Here is a 22,557-nt window from a genome sequence, read left to right as displayed (position 1 = left end):
CCGCCCCCGCATTCCCGGACCACGGACACGATCCGCGCGCGCCGGACGCGGAGCGAACGCGGTGGACCAGAACACCCAAGACCGTTCGGGGTGTTCGACCGAGCAAGAGTTCTGGCAACAGGACTCACTCCCGCTCAGTCTCTAGGAACGGTGAAGCCGAGACGCTCGTAGAAGACACGTGCGCCGCTGGCGCAAGCACCAGGGTGGTCGGCTCCGAAGGTGACCACCTCAATGCTGGCCGGGCCCCGCACCCACCTGCGCATCGAGTCCTCCATCAGTGCACGCCCGACGCCCTTCCCCCGTGCCTGCTCCGACACGACTAGCCAGTGGACGTGGTAGATCGGCGCCTTCGCTCCGAACAACAGCCCGCCGAGGAGAGCTGACTCCGCGGAAACAGCGACTAGTGCCGTGGACCGACGAATGTGTTTGTGCACCGCGTCGTGGAAGCCGACATCCTCCACCATCGGACCGAACCACTGCTCGACCTGGGCCGCCAGCCCAAGGAAGCCAGGGAAGTCTTCCTGTCTCGCAAGTCTGACGATCATCGGAGCAGTCTGACAGGAACGAGGCGAATGTTGCCTGCTACGGCACTAACGCGGGCCGAGACCACTCGCGCCGACGTGCCCTGGACGGTCCGTGCCGTCGCCGCGTACAACGCTGGAGTCGCCGCTCCGGTGGGTCAGGGAGCTATTACGGCGTAATAGCTCCCTGCCGCACCCAACCGCCGCCGGCCTCCGCCCCTCCAGCTGTTCGGCAACGGCGTTCCCGCTTCGACCTCCCAAACCCGGCCGGACAAGAGATCCCACTTGGCGACCACGAAGCGGACAGGCCTCTGGACTTACTACCTGTTACGGGCGGCCAAGATCGAAAGAATTTGCGTATGGAATGCTGGAGTCCGCACCATCTCGGCCGCGGACCATGCCAAGGGTCATCTGCCCGTGCAGGAGACACGGCAGTGTGTGCGCCATAAAAACTGCTGCTACAGGTCGCGCACCTGGTCGGAACTGCCCTCATCAGCCGACTCGTCGGCGAGCAGCTTCCCGGCGTAATCCAGTTAACAGATTCGCAGGTGCGATCAATTGCGACCGCCCCTTTAAAGATCTCTAGTCCAAGAGCTCGCCCCAGGCGAACGACCTGGCCTCCGACCTTCAGACCAGGACGAGGTCGCCGCCCCATCACCGTGGGCCGGAGAGCCATGGACGAGCTCCGTGCACTTCGGCACGCAGGCTGGGGGCAGTCCGCTGGGATCACCCTCGCGGGGGATGTTGTCGACGGATTCGCCGCCACGGCGCCGATGATGCCTAGATGATGGACCTCCGGGGACGGCTGTCTGCCACCGTCGCGGCGTCAACTTCAAGAGGAAACGCCGGAGTCGCTGTGCATAAACAAGGGCTCCCCGTGCGGTAGGCTCCCAACGCCTGTGAAAACGTGGGGTTTACGTCGATCAGTCGTGCGTAGCGCGAACAACGAGAAGAGGAAATGCATGGACCAGCATCCGCTGGAGGCGGTGATCCGCGCGAGCATCGCTGCCGTTCTCAACGTGACCGGCGAGTCCCTCACCGACATCGGCACGGCGCTCGGCCGGTCGAAGGTGCTGATCTCCCGTCGCCAACGCGGCGACTTGGCATGGAAGCTGGCCGACCTCGGTCGGCTTGCCGACCACTGGGGTATTCCGCCACACGCTCTGCTCGCCGGCCCGACAGAGGCGGTCAATGCCGCGCTGCGCTCCGTCCGCATCGCCTGCCTGCGCTCCGCCAAGGGGCTGCCCGCACAGGCAGCCCTGCCCGGACGTGCGACAGCGACCGCCGCCTGACAAGCAAGAGGCCCGGGACTAGATGTCCCGGGCCACCGCCCAGAAAGGGCTCGCGCTCTCCTCGCCAAAGGTTGCCGCGAGTCCTTCCACAAAAGCTGTGATGTGTGCTGGCGCACCGCATCACCCCTGGCTCCGGCCAGGGGGCCGGTGCCGCTAACCCGGGCGAACTCTGTGCCAAGCAAAGCCTGACCAGATGCCAAGCCTGACCAGAAGCCTGACCAGACGCCCGTGAGTTGCCTCTACTGTACGGGGCAGCGCGGACTTGCGGGAGATCGCCCCGCAGATCAACGGGTACCTGGGCTCACATCACAACGGAAAGGTAAGACCCGTTGTACCGCCTGACCAGCACCGGAACCGCCTGGACCCGGCAAATCCCGCCGCCGCGTGTTTCTTCGAACGCGTCCCGGTCCCTCGCCCGGACGGAGGGAATCGCGTACCCCGCACGCCCGCTGCATGGCCGGTCTCTCGCATACCGCCTTCCGGCCGCCGCCGTCAATGGCGCCGGCAACTCCGCCCAGGGCGACGCACCGCGTGAGGTGACCCGGTGAGCCAGCGCACTGCCCCTGCCCCGGGGACCGATGACGCCCACGAACTGCTCGAGTTCACCGGCGACATCACCGACTACTGGTCGTACACCCAGGTCCGCGACTGGGTTCTGCTGCAGCCGGATCTGACGCGTACCGCTCTGCACCTGTACCTGCTGCTCCGGTCGATGGTCTCGGAGAGCGTTCGGCGTAACGGTGGAGCCCTGCGGCGTATGTCGATCGACCAGTTGTGCTGGCTCCTCCCCGGCGTCAACGGCAAGCCGGCCAGCCTGACCATGGTCAAGGACGCCCTGCGTCTGCTGGCGGCCCACAATCTCGTGGTCAATCCCGACGGCGGTCGTCTGGTGACCTCCGGCGGCAAGAACGCCATCCAGAACACCTTCCGCACGTACAAGGTCAACGACCTGCCCCCGGACGCGTACGAGGGCTGGCGCAACGTCTGGGACAAGCTCGACGCCTACACCCCGGACTGGCGCGACAACCCGCCTCAGCCGCCCCTGCACACCCGCACTGACGCCGGCGTCCGGCAGTCGCCCAGCGGTGCTCAACGGATTTCCGACGCCGGGGTCCGGCAGCCGTCCAGCGACGCTCGACGGATTTCCGACCATCGAAACGACCAGGCACGGAGCGAGGTAGCTGCAGCTCGCTTCGATGGTCGGAAATCCGACCGGACTGGACGGAAATCCGACCGGACTCGTCGGAAATCCGTCGCGGCCAAGCCTGTGACCAGCGGAAACGCCGTTCCCAAAGAAGTCTTTCAAAGAAGTCTTTCTCTCTCCCCGCCAGAGCCCGTCGCTCCACAGGACACCTCCGTCCCGGACGAGGTCCCCACAGAGGAGAGAGAGACGGACGCTGCGCCTCCCTTGAGCGAGGACGCGGTGGCCGTCGCCGAGACGTTCGCGGAGCAGTGGAAGGCCGAGCGCGGTACCCGTCCTGGCCGTCGCCAGGTCCAGGCGGTGGCCGCCGACGCGGCCGAGGCGATCGAGGACGGTGATGCCGTCGACTGGCTGCTGCACGGCGTGGTGCCGTTCATGGTGCGCAACAACTACCTGGACTTCGGCCGGGCCAAGACCCATCCGCAGTGCCCGCCGCCGAAGGGCGCCAAGGTGCCGGTGCCGGGCCAGCGTCCAGGGGTGCCGAACTGGTGCGGGGAGTGCAACGACGGCATTCCCCCCGAGATCCTCGGAGAGCGGTTCCGCAAGACGTCCGGGGGACGGCTGATCAAGTGCCCGGAGTGCCACCCCGGTGCGGTGAAGCAACGCGCTGCCGTCTGACCTGTGCCGCGTCGGAGTACGGTGCGGCGGCCGCTCCGCGAAGAACGGCTGCCGTGGCGACTTCGGTCCATGGATCCATGGGATGCACGGGATCCGTGGAGGAAGACTGATGACCTAGGAAGGTAAGGATCCGCATGTCCAGCGCGTCACAGCAGTCCGCGGACGCCGATGGCGGCCTGTTCGGCGGCGAGCACGGCGAGCCCGAGCTGGTGCCCGCTCAGCGTCAGGCAGCGGCCGGCTTCGAGCGCGTTCCCCCGCAGGACCTCAGTGCCGAACAGTCGGTCCTGGGCGGGATGTTGCTGTCCAAAGCCGCCATCGCCGACGTCATCGAGGTCATCAAGGGCCACGAGTACTACCGCCCGGTGCACCAGACGATCCACCTCGCGATCGTCGACATGTATGGCCGGGGCGAGCCTGCCGACCCGATCACGGTGACCGCCGAGCTGACCCGGCGCGGGGAGCTCGCCAAGGTCGGTGGCGCCGCGTACCTGCACACCCTGGTGCAGGCCGTACCGACGGCGGCGCACGCCGAGCATTACGCCGGGATCGTCCGTGACTGCTGGATGCTCCGTAAGGCCATCGAGGCCGGTACCCGTGTGACGGCCATGGGCTACGCCCAGGACGCCGCCCCTGCCGAGGTCGTCGACGCCGCGGCGTCCGAACTCCTCGAGCTGCAGGCCACCTTCGACGTCGGCAAGGACCCGGCCGGCTGGGACACCCCCCTGTCGGAGCTGCTGGAGGAGTGGGAGGAGGCCCAGGCCGAAGGCGAGAACCCCGGCCTGCCCATGCCATACGCCAACCTGCAGAGGATGCTCGGCACCGTGCCCGGCCACCTCGTCGTCATCGCCGGACGCCCCGGCATGGGCAAGTCGGTCGTGCTCCTGGACCTCATGCGGCACCTGGCCGTCATCCACGGCAAGCCCGCCGCGTTCGTCTCCCTCGAGATGGCCCGCCGTCAGATCATGAACCGGCTGATCGCCGCCGAGGCCGAGATCCCCCAGCACGCCGTACGCACCCGCTCCATGGACGCCGACCAGTGGAAGCGGTACGACCGGGTCAAGCAGATCCTCATGCAGGCCCCGCTCCGGCTGATCGTCCCGCCCGGCGGCATCACCGTCGCGCAGATCCGCTCCAACCTCCGCCGCTGGGCTATCGAGGACCAGCTCCCCGCCGCTCTCGCCGTCGACTACCTGCAGATCGTCCGGCCCGAGGCCGCCAAGGGCGCCAACCGCACCAACGAGGTCGACGCCATCGCCCGCGGCCTGAAGGAACTCGCGCTGGAGTTTGACATCCCGATCTTCGCCGCCGCGCAGCTCTCGCGCCTCACCACGGCCACGTCCGACCGTGTCCCGCAGCTGTCCCACCTGCGCGAGTCCGGCGAGATCGAACAGGCCGCCGACGCCGTCGTACTGCTGCACCGGGAGGACTACTACGAGCCCGAGCACGAACGCGCAGGCGAGATCGACCTCATCGTCGCCAAGAACCGCGAGGGCTCGACGGGCATCGTCTCGTGCGCCTTCCAGGGGCGGTTCAGCCGGGTCAGGGATATGGGCGTCGGTACCTGACCGGTTGTGGGGTCCAGATTTCGTGGCACAGTCTCAGCCGCGATGGCACAACGGTGGCACTTATGCCGCCGTTGTGAGACTCCGAGTGTCCTGTCGCATTGAAACTATCGGATTCCCATTCGTTCTCGTTCGTGCTGTCGGATTCCCATTGCGTCAGGTGCTGAGCGGCGGCGTTGCTTCGGTTCGCGGGGTTTGATCTAACTTCGCTGGTCTCCTCCTCACTACACCTGTCACCGGTCGCTTTCGGCCTGTATGTGTGTGCTGGAGGTGGAGATGGACCGGGATCTGGTCGAGGTCGAGTGGGCCGACGGCGACGGCGACGGCGGTGGACTGTGGACGTCCTGCTCAAGGCAGTAACTCGGGTCGCGTTCGAGTCGGTGCTGCCGGTGCGGTGTTTCGCTTCCTGCCGAGGGCCGAGTAGGCGACCCTGGTCGCCAGAGTCCTCGCCGGCGAGGACCAGGTCATGACCCAATCCGCGGTTGTCCAGCACATCGACAGGCGGGCCGCGAGCCTCGAGCCACGGCCCCGCCTTCGGGCCGTGGGCCGAGTCGATGAGCCGGGCGACGGCTCGCCATCCGTTCCAGGGTGCTCGCACCGGTCAGACGGGGCGGATCCCGCGCTCCTCGAAGACCTCGCGCAGGACACCGACGGCATTGAGCGCGCGGGGGAACCCCGTGTACGGCACAGCCTGGATGACCGTCTCGATCACCTGCCGCGGTGAGAGTCCCACCCTGAGCGCGGCGTTGAAGTGCACCTTTTGCTGGGGTGCCGTGTCGCCGAAGGCGATCAGTCCGCCCAGGGTGACAAGCTGCCGTTGCCGCAGGTCGAGCCCCGGTCGCGTGTAGATGTCTCCGAAGGGGAACTCGACGATGTATCGGCCGAGATCCGGCGCCACGTCGTTCAGGGACTCGATCACCTCGATGCCGTGCTCGCCGTCGACCTCCCGCAGTTTGTCCTCGCCCCGTGCATAACGGTTCCCGCCGGGCTCCGCCTCGATCGGCTCGATGCGTACCCCTCGCTCGTCGAACACGGTACGCGCGGCGGCCAGCGCGTTGAGCGTCCGCGGGAACCCCGCGAAGGGGACCAGGTGGATCAGCGCCTCCACCACCTGCGCCGCGTCCAGTCCGACATGCAGCGCCGCGCCGATGTGGAACCGCAACTGCGGGGCGGCGTCCCCGGCGGCGGTCAGTGCGCCGATCGTCACCAACTGCCGCTGCCTTACGTCGAGTCCGGGCCGCGCGTGCACATCCCCGTACGCGAACTCGACCACGAAGCGCCCCAGATCCGGCGCGATGTCCTCCAGCGCCTCCACCGTGGCGAGGGCATCCTCCCCGGCGATCTCCTCCATACGGGCAGCGCCCCGCGCATACCGCTTGGACGGCCCACGATCCGCATCGTCGGCCATCGCCACGCCTGGCCTCGTCAGAGTGGCCGCCATCGCGCCGGCCCCTCCAACAGCTCCGTACCGCAGGAGGGCCCGCCTGTCCCTGCCCACCTCGTCCCCCCGCCGTGCGTCACGCCTCTCGTCCGCTTTCCCCATCCCGTTCCTCCACCAGTCGCTCGTAGTGCGCGATCTTGTTGTCGATGGCGTCGAGGCTGCGCATGACGGCCTCATACTTCCTCCTGACCTGTGCCTGGTGCCTCCGTAAGAGCTCCAGCCGCTCCCGCACGGTGGCGTCTCCGCCCCGGCGTAGCTCCGCGAACGCCAACATCCCCTGGATGGGCATCCCGGTCGTCCGCAGCCGCAGCAGAAACGCCATCCAGGCCAGATCCGCTGCCTGATAACGGCGCCGTCCGTCCGGCCCGCGCTCCACGCCGTCGATCAGCCCGATGCGTTCGTAGTAGCGGAGAGTGGAAGGGCTGAGCCCGGTCAGCTCGGACGTCTCGGCAATGGTCAGAGTTCCGTCGATCTGTTCGATCCGCTCGGTCGCCACACGACGACCGTACGAGTTGAAGCGCGCTTCAACGCAAGGGAACCGTCGCAGCCAGGGGCGCGAGGCGCCTGGCCGGGGGTCCTGGGCGCCGGGTTCGCTGGCAGCCCGTACGTCGGCGAGGTCTGCAGGCTGGCTGCCGATCTCGCCGGCAGCACGGCGTCGGCAAACGCTCGTGCCGTAATGGCGACCCGGCTCGACCGGACCGCCCTCGAGACGGCAGACTCGGGGCAGACGGAAGGGAACACCCGATGAGCGCACAGCCGATCCACCCGCATGAGCCGGACCGCGTGCCGCGCAACGCTGAGGGCATCGCGGCCGCGCTGACCGGCGCCCGGCGCATGGAGTTCTACCGCGAGCTGCTCGCGGCCGCGCCCGAGGATGCTGGGGCGGTGCTGCGCCGCTGGTGGTGCGAGGCGATGCTCGATACCGACCCCAGCGGCGACCGGCTCACGGAGGCTGCGCTCGCCGGCACGTTGTCGACGACATCGGTCGCCGAGGTTGTGGCCCACCGTCAGGAGGCGGGACTGCCCGTTGAGTGAGCCGGAGAGCGAGGAGCCCGAAGGGTGGCCTTGTCTGCTGTCCGACGAGGTTGCCGAGCTGCTTGCGGACAAGGCGCTGCCCGCCGACGTCTTCGGTGCGATAGTGGCCATCACGGTCGCGATCAATGAGACTCGAGGCATGGTGCCGGGCAGCACGGCTTCTGCGAAGTGGCCGCAGCAGCGGCGCATCCCCCTCGGCGCGGACGGTTCGCTGGGCGTCGCGGAGTACGTCATCGTCGCCGAGGCCGCGCCGCCGCACATCGTCCTGACCCGCATCCAGCTGTACTGACAGGTGCTCTCGCGGAACTGGTCGGCGCGACTTCGGGTACGTGCAGCGGCTGCGCTCGCGGCTCCAGTCCGGCATAGCGCTGCTGCAGCAGCTCGCCGTGCACAGCTGCTGGCGGGGCCGCTTCAGGTCGACTCTTGATCGGCACGGCCTCGTAGCACCGCTTAGCTCTGATCTTTAGATAACAGCCAAACCCTCCTCTAAGCGCGTGTGCGCGCGGCGTCTCCCCGGAACTTCCCCGGCACCTTTGCGCGCAGCGACTAGAGTGGTGAGGTAAGGCTGTTATCTAAAGATCAGAGGGTGGCGTTATGACCACGGTCCCCGGTCACGAAGAACTGCAGCACTGGCTCGACCGCGGCTACGGACGACCTCTCCGCGACGGCACAGCCCGCGCCATGCAGGGAACCACACCCTCCCACTACGGCCAGGACATCGCCGACTGGCTCACCTGGCTCCACCAGCAGCAGATCCAGCCCTGGCGCGCCGACCACACCCACGCCCTCGCCTGGCTCAACCACCGCGGCGGAGCCCCCCGCTCCCGCAGCCGCCGCTTCAACGCCTGCCACACCTTCTACATCTGGGCCGTCGAGACCGGCCTCTGCCGACACAACCCCTTCGACGAACGCCTCCGCCCCAACGTACGCGACGAACCCGGCCTCCCCACCATCGACGCCACCCACATGACCGCCCTCATGCAAGCCGCCGACGGACTCTACGGCCCCGTCACCCCCCGCAACCGCTGCCTCGTCTACGCCATGCTCGCCGGCCTCCGCCCCCGCGCCATCATCGAACTCGACACCACCGACCTACGCCCCGCCGACACCCCCACCACAGCCCGCGTCTGGCAAAAAGGCGGCGGCACCCGCTGGCAGACCCTCTCCCCGCTCTTCGCCCTCGCCATCAACGCCTACCTCCCCCACCGCAAAGGCCCCACCCCCGGCCCCCTGCTCACCACAAAATCCGGCGGACGCCTCGACTCCCACGTCACCCCCCGCACCGTCCTGAGGCAGACCGCCGCCCGCCATCCCCTCCTCGCCGACACAGCCGCCACCCTCACGCCCGACGCCGTCGCCTACAGCGCCCGCCACCACGGCACCTCCCCCATCGGCGCCACCACCGACCTCCAGGGACCCTGAGGCACTCCCGCAGGACGACCATCGCGAGACACCTCAGACACCTCCCAGGCGTATGGCAAGTGCTGTACGGTGCTGTGTATGGCAGAAAAGAAGATCACGATCCGGGTCAGCGAGGAGACGCTCGAGCGGCTCCAGCTGCGGGCCGAGGTCGAGGACACCACGGTCACCGCGATCCTCACCGAAGCCGCAGAGCGCGACCCGCGCCTCGAGCTCGCCGCGGCCCACTTCCGCGCCCTGATGACCTCCGGCCTGGTCGAAGAATTCGCCAAGGCCTTCCCCGACGAGGAACCCGACACCGCCCACACCGGCGCGAAGGCGGCCTGACCGGGTGGAGCTGTACATCGACGTGGCATGGCTGCTCGAGCAGCAAGCACAACTCCTCCCCAAGGCCCTGGAAGTGAGCGATTACTCGGGGCTTGTGGCCGCCACCGCCCGCCACAAGGTCAACACCCCCAAGCTCGGATACGTCCCAGACGCGTCCTGGCGCGCGGCCGCCCTCTTCCACGAAATCGTCAGCGTCCGCCCGCTGCCGGCGCGCAACCCCGCCTTCGCCGCGATGGTCGCCATCTCCTACATGCACGCTTCCGGCGAAGGACTCGCCCCGCCGTACGGCGGCTTCATCGACCTCGCCAAGGACGTCCGCGCCGGCCGCACCGACGTCTACGCCTGCGCCGAACTCATCCGGTCCTGGCGCGTCTGAAGTCGACGTCCCGGCACAGAGTGCGGACCGAGACACCGAGCCGGTCGGCCAGTTCAGTGCCTGGCCAGTAGCCATGGGTCTGCAGGAGGGACAGCAGTCGCAGCATCCGGGTGCTGGTGCTCGCCATGTCTCCCATCCCACTCCCGGAATTCAGGAACGAAACTGTCCGCTATGGCTCCTACCGTCGTTCGTGACCGGGAACACGGGACCAACCGAAGGCGGAGATTCATGACCGAGACCCTGAGCCTGAGCGAGTCGGCGACCCTCACCAGCGAGCGCGCCGACCTGCTGCGGACGCTGAGCCGGCACCGGCACTTCCTGCGCTTCACCACCCGCGACCTCACCGACGAGCAGGCCGGGCTGCGAACCACCGTCAGCGCACTGTGCCTGGGCGGCCTGGTCAAGCACGTCGCCGCGACGGAAGGGATCTGGGTGGACTTCATCCTGCACGGCCCGTCGGCCATGCCCGACTTCACCGCCATGACCGAGGCCGACTTCGCCGAGCGGGCTGACGAGTTCCGGATGCTGCCCGGCGAGACGCTGGCCGGCGTGCTGGCTGAGTACGCGGCGGTGGCCCACCGGACCGACGAGCTGATCGCCGCCCTGCCCGACCTGGACGCGACCCAGCCGCTGCCGAAGGCGCCGTGGTTCGAGTCCGACCTACGCTGGTCGGCCCGTCAGGTGCTGCTGCACGTCATCGCCGAGACCGCGCAGCACGCCGGGCACGCCGACATCATTCGCGAGTCCCTGGACGGCGCCAAGACCATGGGCTGAACGGGAAGTTGGAGGGGGCCACGATGAACCCCGCTGCGCCGATCTCGCTGGTCACGGAAGCGAAGAGACTCATGGGCTCCTCGGGCCGGACGGGTGTAGCCGGTTGGGGCCGCCGGAACGTGGGGGTGACGTCCCGGCGGCCCCGGTGCGCGAGGTCGCCTTTCGGCGGGCCGGACCGGCTCAGACCGCGCTCAGGACTGCCGCCGAGTTGAAGCCGCCCCGGCCGCGGGCCAGGACGAGGGCGTGGCGGACGGTGGTCTCGCGGGGTGTGCTGACGAGGTCGACGGGGCAGTCGGCGGCGGGCTCGGTGGTGCCGGTGGTCGGCGGGATCACCTGGTCGCGCAGGGACAGCAGGGCCGCGGCCACGTCGAGGGAGGCGCCGCCGGCCAGCAGCCGCCCGGTCATCGACTTCGGCGCCGTGACCGGCACCCCCCGCGGGCCGAACAGGGTGGCCAGCACCTCCGCCTCGGCGCGGTCCGCGGCGCGTGCGCCGGCCGCGTCGGCGAACACCACGTCGATCTCGTCGGGGCGCACCCCGGCGTCGGCGAGGGCCAGCCTGGCGGCGTCGCCCAGGCGCGGGGTGCCGGGGCCGTCGAAGGTGGCCGCGTACCCGGTGAGCACGCCGTAGACGCGGGCGTCGCGCTCGCGGGCGGCCGGGGCGCTCTCCAGGACGAACAGCGCGCCGCCCTCGCCGATCACGTGGCCGCTGGCCGCGGCGTCGAACGGCAGGGAGGCGCGGGCGGGGTCGGCGACGTGGCTCAGCTCGTCGGCGGCGAGGTGGGCGGCCCAGCCCCACGGGCACAGTGCCGAGTCGACGCCGCCGGTGACCATCAGCCGGGCGCCCTTGCGGATCTGGCGCCGGGCGTGGGCGAGGGCGTCCAGGCCGCCGGCCTGCTCGGCGACGACGACGCCGCTGGAGCCGCGCAGCCCGTGCCGGATGGAGATCTGACCGGTGTTCACGGCGTAGAACCAGGCGAAGGACTGGTAGGCGCTGACATGCTGCCCGCCCTTGGACCACAGGGCCTGCAGCTCGCGCTGCCCGAACTCGAAGCCGCCCGCGGAGGAGGCGGTGACCACGCCGGCGCCGTACTCGGGCAGCGCGGCGGGGTCGGTGCCGGAGTCGTCGAGGGCCTCCTTGGCCGCGGCCAGGGACAGCCGGGTGACCCGGTCGGTCTGCGGCAGCAGCCGGCTGGGCAGGTGCTCCTCGTCGACGAAGCCGGGGACCTCGCCGGCGATGCGCACCGGGTAGCGCGAGGCGTCGAAGCGGGTCACCGGGCGGATGCCGCTCTCGCCGCGCAGCGTCGCCGCCCACCAGGCCTCGGTGCCCAGCCCGTTGGGGGCGGTGACGCCGATGCCGGTGACGACGGAGCCGGTCGTGGCCCGGGCGCCTGCCCGGACGGCGGGACGGTCGAGTGTGGCTGTGGTCATGCCGCCTCCTGAAGTCTCGGCCGGGTCAGGACGATGGCGCTCTGGAAGCCGCCGAAGCCGCTGCCGACGCTGAGCACGGTGTCCGTGCGCTGCTCGCGCGCGGTGAGCGGGGTGTAGTCGAGGTCGCAGGCCGGGTCGGCCTCGTGCAGGTTGGCCGTCGGCGGCACGGTGTTGTGCTCGATGGCCAGGGCGCAGGCGGCCACCTCCAGCGAGCCGATCGCGCCGAGCGAGTGGCCGATCATGGACTTGATGGAGCTGATCGGCACCCGGTAGGCGTGCTCGCCGAGGCTGCGCTTGAACGCGGCGGTCTCGTGCCGGTCGTTCTGCTTGGTGCCGGAGCCGTGGGCGTTGACGTAGTCGACGGCGGTGGCGTCCAGGCGGGCCTCGTCGAGCGCCGCGCGGATCGCCTCGGCCATCTCCACGCCGTCGGACTTCAGTCCCGTCATGTGATACGCGTTGCTGCGCCCGGCGAACCCGGCGATCTCCGCGTAGATGTGGGCGCCGCGCCGGCGGGCGTGCTCGAACTCCTCCAGGACCAGCACGGCCGAACCCTCGCCGAGGACGAAGCCGTTGCGGGAGCGGTCGAAGGGGCGCGAGGCGGTCTCCGGCTCGTCGTTGCGCGGGCTGGTCGCCTTGATGGCGTCGAAGCAGGCCACGGTGATCGGGGAGATCGGCGCCTCGGTCGCGCCGGTGACCATCACGTCGGCGCTGCCCTCGCGGATCAGGTCGACGGCGTGGCAGACGGAGTCGATGCCGGAGGTGCAGCCGGTGGAGACCAGCGAGACCGGGCCCTGGGCGCCGACGGCGCCGGCCACCTCGGCGGCCATGGAGCTGGGCACGAAATAGTCGAAAAGGTGGGCGACCGCGCGGGTGTGGTCGACCTCCCAGGCGCTGCCGTTCTCGCTGACCACGCCGTACTCGTTGTCGAGGCCGGTGGTGCAGCCGACGGCGCTGCCGAGGGTGACGCCCGTGCGTACCGGGTCCAGGGCGCTGGTCAGCCCGCTGTCCTCGACCGCCTCCCGGGCGCTGACGAGGGCGAACTGGGCGGCGCGGTCGAGGCGGGCGGCCTCGGCGGGCGAGAATCCCTGTGCGGCCGGGTCGAAGTCCGCCTCGGCGGCGATGCGCGACCGGAACGCGCTCGCGTCGAACAGGGTGATGCCGCGCGTCGCGGTGCGGCCCGCGGTCAGCGTGTCCCAGAACGCGCGGGTGCCCACGCCGCCCGGGGCCACGACCCCGATGCCGGTGATGACGACCCGCCTCATCGGTTGTCCCTCACAGTTGTCCTCCAGATATGAGCCCAGGTACGAGCCGAGTGCGCCGCACCACGCGGCAGGCGCGCCCGATCAGTCGGGGTGCGTGCGGGCTGCGGACGAAGAAGTGGTCGCCGGGGACGGTGCGCCTGACGAACCGGCCGGTGGTCCAGCGCGCCCAGCCGTCCAGTGCCGCCGCGCCGACGACGGGGTCGTCGTGGCCGCCGACGGCCAGGACGGGCACCGGGAGCGGGCCGTTGCCTGCGTTGGCGAGCGCGGCGGCGCGCAGGGCGACGGCGAGCCTGAGGTCGTCTCGCAGCACGGGCAGCACGGAGCGGTACCAGAGGCTGCCGGGGGCGGCGAGCGCGCCGCGGGGCGCCTCGCCGAGGTCGGTCACGAACCGCAGCAGCTGTTCGTCGGTGATGTCGTCGTCGTGGCGCAGCGGCGCGGTGTGCGGTGCGAGGCTCGCGCCGACGGCGAGGAGAGCGGGGGCGGGCAGCCCCCGGTCGATGAGCGCGCGGGCGAGGGTGTAGGCGACGATGCCGCCCAGGCTGTGCCCGTACAGCACGTACGGGCGGCCGTCGGCGACCTGGTCGGCCAGCGGGGTGAGGAGCGCGCCGAGCAGTTGGTCGCGCGAGGTCGCCCGGGGTTCGCGGCGCCGGGCGTCCCGTCCGGGCAGCAGCACAGGTTCGGTGGCCACCCCGGGGCCGGTGCCGGCACGCCAGTGCGCGAAACCGGACACGCCCGCGCCGGCGTGCGCGAAGCAGTAGAGCGTGACCGGCGAGCCGTCCCGCATGGTGTGTGGCACCTCCTCGGCCGCCCTGGGTGGGAGCGCATCGGCTGCCTCCGAGCCTCGCCGACGCGCCTGGAGAACGACTCGAATCGGCCACGTGCGCGAACACCGGGGAGGCAACGGGGCGCTCCGCGCCAGCCGCAGCGGCAGCGGTCCGGCGTGTACGGGCCTGTGCCGTGCGCCGATGTACCGAGCCCGCTCCGGGCGCGCCGCCGTCGGTTTCACACCGCGCACGTCGAGGTGAAGGCGGGTGTCGTTCTCGACGGGGAGTTGGCGAGCGCACGGGCGGTCAGGGCCGGTGCGCCGCCCACGTAGGCGGTGGGATCGAGCAGGTGCCCCAGCTCTTCCACGGTGTGGTGCGCGGTCACTTCCGGCAGGGTGCTCAGCACCTCCAGCAGAGGGAGCCGCTGCTGGTCCGCGATGAGGGAAGCCCGGGCCAGCAGGTCCTTCGCGCGCGCCCTGCCGATCCTGGGCGCGAGCAGGGCAGCCAGGCGTTCGCTCACCACCTGACTGCCGGTCAGGCCGAGGTTGTGCAGCATGCGATGGGGGTCGGGCGTGAGACCCTCGGCCAGCTCGGTGGCCGTCCGTGCGGCTCCGCCCGCCAGGCGCAGCGCCTCGCGCAGCAGCAGCCACTCGGCGTGCCACACTCCGGCCGAGCGTTCGTCCTCGGTCACCAGGCACTGGGTGAGGCCCGCGGTCAGCAGCGGCACCTGCAAGGCCGCGCTGCGGATCAGCGTGGACAGGACGGGGTTACGCTTGTGCGGCATGGCGGAGGAGCTGCCGCGCCCCGCGACGGCGGGCTCGGCGACCTCGGCGATCTCCGTACGGGCCAGCACCTGTACGTCGGCGGCGAGTTTGCCGAGGGCGCCGGTGGTGAAGGCGAGCGCCGTCGCGGTGTCCGCGACCGGGGTGCGCAGCGCGTGCCAGGGCAGGGCGGGGCGGGCCAGTCCGGTTTCGGCGGCGAACGCGTCCACGAGCCGTTCCTGGTACTCCTGCGGGGTCATCGCGTCGGCCTGCGGGCCGGCGAACTCCAGGTATCCGGCGAGCGTGCCCGCGGCCCCGCCGAGGGAGACCGGCAGGGCGCGGCGTGCGGCCCCGATCCGGGCGGCGGCGTCCAGGACCAGCTGGCGCCAGCCCGCCGCCTTGAGCCCGAACGTGGTGGGGACCGCGTGCAGGGCGAGGGTGCGGCCCGCCATGACGGTCTCGCGGTGCCGGCCCGCCAGCTCGGCCAGCGCGGCGGCCGTCCGGTTCAGGTCGGCGAGGATCAGCTCCAGCGCCCGCCGGCACATCAGCATCGTGCCGGTGTCCAGCACGTCCTGGCTGGTGGAGCCGCGGTGCACGTATTCGGCGGCCTGCGGGTCCTCGGCGGCCACCGCCTCGGTCAGGGCGCGTACGAGCCCCACGACCGGGTTGGCGGTCTCGCGGGCCTGCACCGCCAGCGCGCGGGGATCGAACCGTTCGGCGCGGGCGGCACGGGTGATGGCGCGGGCCGCGGGAGCCGGGACGGTGCCCAGCTTCGCCTGTGCCCGCGCGAGCGCCGCCTCGGCGTCCAGCATGGCCTGGAGCCACGCCGTTTCGCTGACGGTTTCCTCCACGGGCGTCCCGGCCCGTACGGGTGAGAACAGTCCGGCGTCCGGGCCGCCGTCGAAGGCCGTCGTCTGATGCGTCATGTCGTCATCTCCAGCAGGTCGGCCGGGCGGCCGGGAAGGGGGACGGTGGGGCGGGCAGGGGCGAGGCGGAGCACGGCGCGGGCGATGGCGTCGGAGTCGCCGAGGATCACGGAGTCGACCCCCGGCCGGATGCCGGCCGCCGTCACCCAGTGCACGGACTCGGTCGGGACTCCGTAGGCGAAACGCCGTGGGTGAGCCCGGCCGCGGGCGTCCACGGTGCGGTACGGGCGCTCGGTGACCGCGAGGCCGCCCGACTCGTAGGCGGTTTCGCCGGCGGCTTCGATCCGGTAGGGCGCCGCCTGGCCGGTGGCGAGCAGGCACCGCAGCAGGGGGTCCGCGGTCCGGCGCAGGTCGGGTTCCGGCAGCCGTGCCTCGATCAGCACCGATGTGCGGACCGGCTCCGCGTCGACGCTGTCGGCCGTGGCCACGAACGCGGCCCGGTCCTCCTGCGTGTCGAGCGTGATCCGCGTTCCTGGCCCCAGGAGCCGGACGATGCCGGCCTCGATCAGCGCGCGCAGCTCCTCGATGCGGGAGACGGGGGGACCGATGGACAGGAAGGCGTTGAGCGGGGTGTACCAGCCGGTCAGCTCATCGCGGTAGGAGTCGCCTTCCAGGCCGCCGTGGTCGACCGCGAGGCGTACCTCGTTGCGCAGGTCGCGCAGGACGTCGAGCGCCGCCTTCAGCGGCCCGTTGACGTTGCCGGCCCGGGCCTGCCGTATGTCCTCGGCCAGGTGGTCGAGCAGCCAGCGCTGGAAACTCTCGCGGCTGGAGAAGCGCCGTCCCCCGGTGGGGCGCTGGATCAGGTCCCAGTTCCACCGCCTGCCCCGGTCGATGCCGTAGGAGTCCAGGACTCCTTCGCGGTCCTGTGCCGTGGTGGCCGCGAGGTAGGCCGGCACGAACACCGAGGCCTCCCGGGGGCGGCCCTGGGTGCGCAGCAGCGTCTCGTAGTAGACGCTCTCCACCTCCAGGGAGATCAGCGGCCACAGGTCGGTGAGGAAGCGGACCGGTTCGCCGTCCAGCCGTCGGCGTCGCAGCCCGTCGATGGCCTCGGGGGTGAGGAGCCGCGGCTGGTGACGGCCACTCGGGCCCTTCTCGTTCTCACCGCGCGCGTGATGAGGAACGCCGCGGCGGGAGCCGGCGTGGATCCGAGGCTCCCGGCCGGAGGGGAGGTAGACCAGCCGTCCCGAGCGGCGGACGAACCGGCCGCCCCGGCCGAGGGTGAGCAGCGCCATCCCGTCGAAGAAGTTGAGCCCCAGTCCGCGCATCAGCACGGTCTGTCCCGGTGGGATGGCGGAGAGGTCCAGGTCGGCGGGGTTGGCCGGCCTGATGTACGTCAGCCCGTGCCGCGCGGCCGCCCGGGTCCAGGCGGATTCCTCGGCGGAGGGGCGCTGCGGAAGGTGGCCCTGGGCGAGGACCACGGCATCGAGGCCGCGCAGGCGGGTGCCGTCCGCGAGCGTGAGGACCTGCTCACCGCCCGGGGCGTCTGCTTGGTCCCGCAGCGCCACGGCGCGGTTGCGGTGCTCGACGATGCGGCAGTTGACGGGCGCCCGCTCCTTGATGCGCCGGTAGGAGTCCTCCAGATAGCTGCCGTAGAAGGCGCGCGTGGGGTAGGCGTCCGGATGCAGCGCCGCCGCCTCGGCGTACGTGGCCTCGCCGAACCGGTCCGGGGGCGCGGCCAGGACGACGGAGCGCGCCCACTCGTACAGGTCGGGGCCCGGTTCCACCGGTCCTTTCATCGCCACCGTGTCGTCGGTGAACACCGTCACCTGGGACGCGACGGTGTTCATCAGCAGCAGCCGCGACTGGTCCGTCCGCCAGACCGCCCCGGCGCCGGGCCGGCACGGGTCCACGAGATGGATCGTGACCCGTCGGCGGGGCGACGGGTCGGCCCGTTCGTTGGCGCAGATCCGCTCCAGCACGGACAGGCCGCGGGGCCCGGCTCCCACGATGCAGACCCGGAGGTGTTCCGCGTTCATCACGCGTCCTTCGGTCCGGGCAGGAGGGCAGCCGCTTGGCCGCCGGGACCGTCGATGGTGCCGGGCAGGGTGCCGCGCCGGCGCGAGGTGGTCATGGTCGGTGCTCTCCTCGAGTCGGTCCGCCGGAAGCGGTCGCCGGCGGCGCCTGGGCCATCCGGACCGGCGGCTCGTCGGCGATCGCGGCCAGCGCGTCGGCGACGGTCGCCGAACCGCCCGCCAGGCCGGGCAGTTCGCGCAGCAGCCGGGCGCACTGGCCGACGAGCCGCGCCGCGTCGTCGTCGGCGAGCCGGGCGCGGTCGTGGACGGCGGCCAGGACGAGGCTGTCGTCGACGTCCTGGTAGGCGAGCAGGGTGACCGGGAACGCGGTCTGTGTACCGGCCGCGCGGGGCCGTTCGACGCTGATGCCCCGTGCGGCGAGCGCGGAGTGCAGGGCTTCGGAGCCGCGCCGCTGGTTCTCGAAGACGATGAGGCTCTCCGCGAGCTTGTCGTCCGCGCGGCGCCCGCTCCACTCGTGGATCTGACCCAGCGACACCCACTCGTAGGCGGCGAGGTCCAGGGCCTGGTCGCGCAGTTCGGCCAGCAGCCGGGTCACGGCCGCGGCGGGGTCGACCCGGACGGTCATGGGCAGCGAGTTCATCAGCAGGCCGGGCAGCCGCTCGACGGAGTCGAGGGCGATACCGCGGCCGGAGACGGCGACGCCGAAGCCCACCAGGGCGGGTCCCGGGGTGGCGGCCGCCCGGTACAGCAGCAGCGCCCACGCCGCCTGCAGCGCGCCGGCCTCCGTGGCCGCGCAGGACGCCGCCCAGGCGCGCAGCCGGCCGGCCTGCCCGGCGCCGAGACGGACCTCGGCCCGGCCGGACCCGCTCAGGCCGGTGGCCGGGCCGGGGATCGCGGGCAGCACCAGGGCGGTGGTGGCCGGGATGGCCGAGGAGAAGAAGTCACGGGCGGGCGCGGTGTCCTGGCGGGCGAGCCAGCGCGCGTAGTCCCGGATGTCGGGGCGCCGTTCGCCGCCCGGCAGCCGGCCGTCGGCGAGGTAGGCGCGGTAGAACTCCTGGAGCAGGACGGACACGCTCCAGCCGTCCAGCAGGACGTGGTGGAAGGTGAGCAGGATGCGTGACACCGGCAGGCCGCCATCGGCCCGGTCCGGTTCGTCGACGAGGTTCAGCCGCAGCAGGCCCGGGGAGCGCAGGTCGAAGCCGCGCAGCCGGTCTTGCTCCTTGAGCTCCTCGAAGTCCACGGACCCGGCCGGGTGCCGGACGACCTCGACGTGGGCGTGCTCGTGCAGCACCAGGCGTGCTCCGGTCTCCCAGTCGAAGGCGGCGCGCAGGACGGTCTCCCGGTCGAACACCGACTGCCAGGCCGCGGTGAACCGGTCGGTGTCCACCGGGCCGTGCCAGCGCCAGTGCAGCTGCTCCACATAGCGGCCGGTGCCGCGGTGGGCGAGCGCGTCCAGGAGCAGGGCGTGCTGCTGCGGGGTCACCGGCACGGCGGCCGGCGGCCCCTTGGCCGCGTCGCCGTCGGCGTCGCACCGCGCGGCCTGCTCGACAGGCCCCTGCCGTACGGGCGTCGAGGCGGCGTCGTCGGGCTCCTGCGAGGCAAGCGCCGCCAGGGCGCGCCGGTCGGTGCTGCCGTCGGGCAGCAGGGGGATGTGCGGCACCCGGTGGAAGCGGGCCGGGACCAGGTGGGACGGAAGCCGCGACTCCAGGGCGGCGCGCAGTTCGGGCAGCGGGGTGCGCGTCACCACGTGCGCGACGATGCGCAGGCTGCCCGGGGCGTGCCGGGCCACATGGACGGCTGCGTCCCGCACACCGGGCAGCGACACGAGGGCGGCACGCACCTCGAGTTCGACCCGGTTGCTCATGTCGGTCTCCCGGTGTTCGGCGGCAGGACGGGACGGGCCCGGTCCACTGTCGCCGCCGGTGCTGCCAGAAGACTGACGCGCCGCTGACGGCCGCCACCCGGCCTCACCTCGTCACAGCCATGACAGGGCCCGGGGGTCGAATCCGGCTGTGGCCCGGCTCGTGGGCGGCTCGTGCGCGCAGGACGAGAAGCACGGGAAGGACGAGCCGGGAGCGACCGCGGGGTGCCGCCGTCCGCGGACGACCGGAGCACAGGGGCCTTGCGACCGGTCCTCGACCCGTGGTCCAGCGAACCGCTCGAAGATGCCGCCAGGTCGGGAGGTGAGAGCACCTCCGTTCGGCGTGAGGAGTGCGTGATGCGCAAGGTCGTTTCCCGGGACGGCACGACGATCGCTTACGAGAAGGCAGGTGACGGCCCGCCGATCGTGCTCCTCAACGGCTCGTTCCGCGACCACACCATCTTCGACGCGCTCGTTCCCGAGCTGGCGCCGCACTGCACCACCTACGTCTACGACCGCCGGGGGCGCGGCGAGAGCGGCGACTCCCCCGAGTACGCCGTCGCCCGCGAGATCGAGGATCTCGAGGCGGTGATCCAGGAGGCCGGCGGGTCGGCGGTGGTGTTCGCCGGGTCCTCGGGCGCGAACCTGGCGATCGAGGCGGCGCTCGCCGGCGCCCCGATCACCAAACTGGCGCTGCACGAGCCGTTCTACCGGGTCGACGGGTTCCCCAAGCCCCCGTGGAACGTCGCCAAGACGCTCCGTGTCCTCATGGAGGAGGACCGGCGTCAGGAGGCCGTCGAGTACTTCCTCGGCAGCTTCCTGGGCCTCACCCCGGACACGGTCGCACAGTGGCGCAAGGGCCCGATCTGGGCGGTGAACGAGGCGAACGCCCACACGCTCGCCTACGACCTGGCGATCTGCGGCGACTGCAGCGTCCCGGTCGACCGGCTCGCCGGGTACACCACGCAGACCCTCGTCCTCAACAGCGCCGGCACCAGCGACTGGCTGCGTGCGGCGGCGCAGGCGACCGCGGCGGCCCTGCCCAACGGCCGGTCACTCGAACTGCCCGGTTCCTGGCACCGGATCGACATGGACGTGCTCGGCCGGACCCTGGCCGAGTTCGCCACCGCCTGAGACCTCCCGCCCGGCACGTCGCCTCACGTTCAGGAGGGCATCACCGTGACCACAGCTCACACCCTCGCCGCCTGGGTCTCCGCGGAGGCAGCCGGAGCTGCCGCGACCTGCGCGCGCGGCGCCACCGTGTGGCTGACCGGGCTGAGAAGCGCGGGCAAGACCACCCTCGCCCGTGCCCTCGCGAAGCGGCTGCGCGCCGAGGGCCGCAGGCTCGAGACCTTCACGGCCGTCTGCAGGGACGACACCGCCGCCGAGCGGGGGCGGGCGTGATGCGCCGCGTCGCGGTCGTCGGGGCCGGCGCGGCGGGGTCCCTGACGGCGGTTCAGCTGATGCGGCAAGCCGAGCGGGCCGGCCGGAGCGTCGGGATATGGCTGATCGACCCGTCCGAACACACCGGCCCTGGAGTGGCCTACGGCACGCCCGACCCGCGCCACCTGCTCAATGTGCCGGCCGCCCGCATGAGCGCCTTCCCCGACGACCCCGGGCACTTCCTGCGCTGGCTCGCGGACCGGCACCCGCACGCCGCGCCCGGTGACTTCGCCCCCCGCCGGGAGTACGGGCGCTATCTCACCGAGGTCGTCGAGCGCACCACCGAAGCGTGCCGGCACACCCGCCTGCACCGGGTGCGGGACAGGGTCGTCGCCGCCCGCGAGCGGTCCTCCGGGCCGGTGCTGCGGCTCGCCGGCGGCGGTGAGCTCCGGGTGGACGCGGCCGTACTGGCGCTGGGCAACCCCGCCCCCGCACAGGACTGGGCCGGCACCCAACTCAAGGAATCCGGGCGCTTCGTCGCCGACCCCTGGGCGCCAGGCGCACTCGACGCCCTGGCCGACGAGGAGGACGTACTGCTCGTCGGCACCGGTCTGACCATGGTCGACCTGGCCGTCGCGCTGGCCCGCCCGGACCGCGTGCTGAACGCGGTGTCCCGCCACGGGCTCCTTCCCCAGGAGCACCTGCCCGACGCGGCCCCGCCGGCCGAGCCGCCGGACCTGGACGGTGCACACGGTCTCGACGCGCTGCGCCGCGGCGTCCGGCGGCACCTGGCCGCCAGCCGCCGCACCCGCGGGGACTGGCGCCCCGGGATGGACGGGCTGCGCCCGGTGACGGCGGCACTGTGGCAGCAGCTGTCCGCGGCCGACCGCAGGCGCTTCCTGAAGGAGGACCTGCGGACCTGGGAGGTGCACCGCCACCGCATCGCACCCGCGACGGCGGCCACGCTCCGCGAGCTGCGGGCCTCGGGCCGGCTGCGCATCGGTGCCGGGGAGGTGGTGCGGGCCGTGCCGTGCGACGACGCGGTGACGGTCGCCCTGAGCGACGGCAGACGGCTCCGGGTCGGTGCGGTGGTCAACTGCACCGGAGCCCGGACGGACCTGCGCCGCACGGACGATCCCCTGGTGCGCTGCGTGCTGGAGCGCGGCTACGCCCGGACCGGCCCCGCCGACCTGGGATTCGACACGTCGGGCGACGGGCGGCTGGTGCCCGCGGCCGGCGCCACGGCCGCGCGCCTGTGGACGATCGGGGCCGCGCGACGCGGGAACCTGCTGGAGACCACCGCCGTTCCGGAGATCCGCGCGCAGGCCGCCGAGGTCGCCGGCAGCGTCCTGAAGGCGCTCACCGGCCGCCGGGCGTCCGGGCCGACCGACCGCTACGGCCAGCGCCTGAGCACGACACCCGAGGCGGCGGAGCTGTACGACCGGGCCGCCGCACTGCTCTCGGCCCGGCCGGAGACGGTGCGCGAGCGGCGTGCGGCGCGACGCGGGGAGGACGCCCTGCCGTCGCTCAGCGCGGCTCGGCACTCCCTCCAGCGGGACTCGACGGATTACCTGCTGAGCCTTGAGATGCGTCTCTCAAGGTGGCGGTGAATGGTTGGCCGGCGAAACGGAGA

General features: G+C 71.8%; 19 protein-coding genes and 4 pseudogenes. 13 read left to right on the top strand and 10 right to left on the bottom strand.

Annotated features, from left to right (window positions below; genetic code table 11):
- Positions 1 to 145, top strand: a pseudogene (locus STSP_RS41335) (transposase); the annotation flags it as partial.
- Positions 146 to 149: 4 nt separating this feature from the next.
- Here STSP_RS41335 and STSP_RS28540 read toward each other — a convergent pair.
- Positions 150 to 545: pseudogene (locus tag STSP_RS28540) on the bottom strand (GNAT family N-acetyltransferase); the annotation flags it as partial.
- Positions 546 to 1,483: 938 nt separating this feature from the next.
- Here STSP_RS28540 and STSP_RS28535 point away from each other — a divergent pair.
- From STSP_RS28535 to STSP_RS28525, 3 genes are all read left to right on the top strand, one after another.
- Complete coding sequence (locus STSP_RS28535; RefSeq protein ID WP_067283737.1) at positions 1,484 to 1,813, top strand: helix-turn-helix domain-containing protein; 330 nt, start codon at positions 1,484 to 1,486, stop codon at positions 1,811 to 1,813.
- 544 nt (positions 1,814 to 2,357) lie between these two features.
- A complete protein-coding gene (locus STSP_RS28530) occupies positions 2,358 to 3,632 on the top strand; it encodes a hypothetical protein (protein WP_067283735.1) in 1,275 nt (424 codons plus the stop codon).
- A 134-nt stretch (positions 3,633 to 3,766) separates the two neighbouring features.
- Entirely contained in the window at positions 3,767 to 5,197 is a 1,431-nt protein-coding gene (locus tag STSP_RS28525; protein ID WP_067283734.1) for a replicative DNA helicase, read from the top strand.
- A gap of 598 nt (positions 5,198 to 5,795) precedes the next feature.
- On the opposite strand, the gene STSP_RS28520 is transcribed toward STSP_RS28525, so the two are convergent.
- A complete protein-coding gene (locus STSP_RS28520) occupies positions 5,796 to 6,635 on the bottom strand; it encodes a carboxymuconolactone decarboxylase family protein (RefSeq protein WP_232789828.1) in 840 nt (279 codons plus the stop codon).
- Between the two features lie 76 nt (positions 6,636 to 6,711).
- Positions 6,712 to 7,131: a MerR family transcriptional regulator gene (locus STSP_RS28515; protein ID WP_232789827.1), complete on the bottom strand. Its 420-nt coding sequence runs from the start codon at positions 7,129 to 7,131 to the stop codon at positions 6,712 to 6,714.
- A 248-nt stretch (positions 7,132 to 7,379) separates the two neighbouring features.
- Here STSP_RS28515 and STSP_RS28510 point away from each other — a divergent pair, with 248 nt between their 5' ends.
- The 5 genes from STSP_RS28510 to STSP_RS28490 all read left to right on the top strand — a co-directional run bounded on the left by STSP_RS28510 (position 7,380) and on the right by STSP_RS28490 (position 9,792).
- Positions 7,380 to 7,670: a hypothetical protein gene (locus STSP_RS28510; RefSeq protein ID WP_067283732.1), complete on the top strand. Its 291-nt coding sequence runs from the start codon at positions 7,380 to 7,382 to the stop codon at positions 7,668 to 7,670.
- Positions 7,663 to 7,959 carry a hypothetical protein gene (locus STSP_RS28505; protein ID WP_067283730.1) on the top strand — a complete coding sequence of 99 codons (297 nt, stop codon included), beginning with the start codon at positions 7,663 to 7,665 and terminating at the stop codon, positions 7,957 to 7,959. Before STSP_RS28510 ends, STSP_RS28505 begins: the two co-directional genes overlap by 8 nt.
- A 305-nt stretch (positions 7,960 to 8,264) precedes the next feature.
- Positions 8,265 to 9,092 (top strand): tyrosine-type recombinase/integrase, encoded by an 828-nt coding sequence (locus tag STSP_RS28500; RefSeq protein ID WP_067283729.1) that lies wholly within the window; start codon positions 8,265 to 8,267, stop codon positions 9,090 to 9,092.
- A 78-nt stretch (positions 9,093 to 9,170) separates the two neighbouring features.
- Positions 9,171 to 9,416: a hypothetical protein gene (locus STSP_RS28495; protein ID WP_067283728.1), complete on the top strand. Its 246-nt coding sequence runs from the start codon at positions 9,171 to 9,173 to the stop codon at positions 9,414 to 9,416.
- 4 nt (positions 9,417 to 9,420) lie between these two features.
- A complete protein-coding gene (locus tag STSP_RS28490) occupies positions 9,421 to 9,792 on the top strand; it encodes a toxin Doc (protein ID WP_067283727.1) in 372 nt (123 codons plus the stop codon).
- 1 nt (position 9,793) lies between these two features.
- On the opposite strand, the pseudogene STSP_RS37615 reads toward STSP_RS28490, so the two are convergent.
- Positions 9,794 to 9,919 (bottom strand): annotated as a pseudogene (locus tag STSP_RS37615) (HTH domain-containing protein); the annotation flags it as partial.
- A 101-nt stretch (positions 9,920 to 10,020) separates the two neighbouring features.
- Between STSP_RS37615 and STSP_RS28485 the strand changes: the two are divergent.
- On the top strand, positions 10,021 to 10,566 hold the full coding sequence (locus STSP_RS28485; RefSeq protein WP_067283725.1) for a DinB family protein: 546 nt from the start codon (positions 10,021 to 10,023) through the stop codon (positions 10,564 to 10,566).
- 180 nt (positions 10,567 to 10,746) lie between these two features.
- On the opposite strand, the gene STSP_RS28480 is transcribed toward STSP_RS28485, so the two are convergent.
- From STSP_RS28480 to STSP_RS28455, 6 genes are all read right to left on the bottom strand, one after another.
- Positions 10,747 to 11,994: a ketosynthase chain-length factor gene (locus STSP_RS28480; protein WP_067283724.1), complete on the bottom strand. Its 1,248-nt coding sequence runs from the start codon at positions 11,992 to 11,994 to the stop codon at positions 10,747 to 10,749.
- Positions 11,991 to 13,256, bottom strand: a complete 1,266-nt coding sequence (locus STSP_RS28475; protein WP_067283720.1) for a beta-ketoacyl-[acyl-carrier-protein] synthase family protein — start codon at positions 13,254 to 13,256, stop codon at positions 11,991 to 11,993. Before STSP_RS28475 ends, STSP_RS28480 begins: the two co-directional genes overlap by 4 nt.
- A gap of 10 nt (positions 13,257 to 13,266) precedes the next feature.
- On the bottom strand, positions 13,267 to 14,040 hold the full coding sequence (locus STSP_RS28470) for a thioesterase II family protein (RefSeq protein WP_067283718.1): 774 nt from the start codon (positions 14,038 to 14,040) through the stop codon (positions 13,267 to 13,269).
- 218 nt (positions 14,041 to 14,258) lie between these two features.
- Positions 14,259 to 15,707: a 3-carboxy-cis,cis-muconate cycloisomerase gene (pcaB, locus tag STSP_RS28465; RefSeq protein ID WP_067283717.1), complete on the bottom strand. Its 1,449-nt coding sequence runs from the start codon at positions 15,705 to 15,707 to the stop codon at positions 14,259 to 14,261.
- Positions 15,704 to 17,683 carry an FAD/NAD(P)-binding protein gene (locus STSP_RS28460; protein WP_067283716.1) on the bottom strand — a complete coding sequence of 660 codons (1,980 nt, stop codon included), beginning with the start codon at positions 17,681 to 17,683 and terminating at the stop codon, positions 15,704 to 15,706. Before STSP_RS28460 ends, pcaB begins: the two co-directional genes overlap by 4 nt.
- 91 nt (positions 17,684 to 17,774) lie before the next feature.
- Positions 17,775 to 19,544, bottom strand: coding sequence for a condensation domain-containing protein (locus STSP_RS28455; protein WP_067283714.1), 1,770 nt, complete (start codon positions 19,542 to 19,544; stop codon positions 17,775 to 17,777).
- Between the two features lie 354 nt (positions 19,545 to 19,898).
- Between STSP_RS28455 and STSP_RS28450 the strand changes: the two genes are divergently transcribed.
- From STSP_RS28450 to STSP_RS28440, 3 genes and pseudogenes are all read left to right on the top strand, one after another.
- Positions 19,899 to 20,675, top strand: a complete 777-nt coding sequence (locus tag STSP_RS28450) for an alpha/beta fold hydrolase (protein WP_067283713.1) — start codon at positions 19,899 to 19,901, stop codon at positions 20,673 to 20,675.
- A gap of 45 nt (positions 20,676 to 20,720) precedes the next feature.
- Positions 20,721 to 20,891 (top strand): annotated as a pseudogene (locus STSP_RS28445) (adenylyl-sulfate kinase); the annotation flags it as partial.
- A 53-nt stretch (positions 20,892 to 20,944) separates the two neighbouring features.
- Positions 20,945 to 22,534 (top strand): FAD/NAD(P)-binding protein, encoded by a 1,590-nt coding sequence (locus tag STSP_RS28440; RefSeq protein WP_067283709.1) that lies wholly within the window; start codon positions 20,945 to 20,947, stop codon positions 22,532 to 22,534.
- Positions 22,535 to 22,557 lie beyond the last annotated feature (23 nt).

The organism is Streptomyces jeddahensis, assembly GCF_001642995.1.
GTDB classification, from domain to species: Bacteria; Actinomycetota; Actinomycetes; order Streptomycetales; family Streptomycetaceae; genus Streptomyces; species Streptomyces jeddahensis.
This window is presented reverse-complemented; position numbering and strand designations above follow the sequence as displayed.

Bases quoted from the DNA above. Each gene is read 5' to 3' on its own strand.
- STSP_RS28535 (WP_067283737.1), top strand. From the start codon at position 1,484: ATGGACCAGCATCCGCTGGAGGCGGTGATCCGCGCGAGCATCGCTGCC.
- STSP_RS28525 (WP_067283734.1), top strand. From the start codon at position 3,767: ATGTCCAGCGCGTCACAGCAGTCCGCGGACGCCGATGGCGGCCTGTTC.
- STSP_RS28520 (WP_232789828.1), bottom strand. From the start codon at position 6,635: ATGGCGGCCACTCTGACGAGGCCAGGCGTGGCGATGGCCGACGATGCG.
- STSP_RS28510 (WP_067283732.1), top strand. From the start codon at position 7,380: ATGAGCGCACAGCCGATCCACCCGCATGAGCCGGACCGCGTGCCGCGC.
- STSP_RS28500 (WP_067283729.1), top strand. From the start codon at position 8,265: ATGACCACGGTCCCCGGTCACGAAGAACTGCAGCACTGGCTCGACCGC.
- STSP_RS28495 (WP_067283728.1), top strand. From the start codon at position 9,171: ATGGCAGAAAAGAAGATCACGATCCGGGTCAGCGAGGAGACGCTCGAG.
- STSP_RS28485 (WP_067283725.1), top strand. From the start codon at position 10,021: ATGACCGAGACCCTGAGCCTGAGCGAGTCGGCGACCCTCACCAGCGAG.
- STSP_RS28480 (WP_067283724.1), bottom strand. From the start codon at position 11,994: ATGACCACAGCCACACTCGACCGTCCCGCCGTCCGGGCAGGCGCCCGG.
- STSP_RS28475 (WP_067283720.1), bottom strand. From the start codon at position 13,256: ATGAGGCGGGTCGTCATCACCGGCATCGGGGTCGTGGCCCCGGGCGGC.
- STSP_RS28470 (WP_067283718.1), bottom strand. From the start codon at position 14,040: ATGCGGGACGGCTCGCCGGTCACGCTCTACTGCTTCGCGCACGCCGGC.
- pcaB (WP_067283717.1), bottom strand. From the start codon at position 15,707: ATGACGCATCAGACGACGGCCTTCGACGGCGGCCCGGACGCCGGACTG.
- STSP_RS28460 (WP_067283716.1), bottom strand. From the start codon at position 17,683: ATGAACGCGGAACACCTCCGGGTCTGCATCGTGGGAGCCGGGCCCCGC.
- STSP_RS28455 (WP_067283714.1), bottom strand. From the start codon at position 19,544: ATGAGCAACCGGGTCGAACTCGAGGTGCGTGCCGCCCTCGTGTCGCTG.
- STSP_RS28450 (WP_067283713.1), top strand. From the start codon at position 19,899: ATGCGCAAGGTCGTTTCCCGGGACGGCACGACGATCGCTTACGAGAAG.
- STSP_RS28440 (WP_067283709.1), top strand. From the start codon at position 20,945: ATGCGCCGCGTCGCGGTCGTCGGGGCCGGCGCGGCGGGGTCCCTGACG.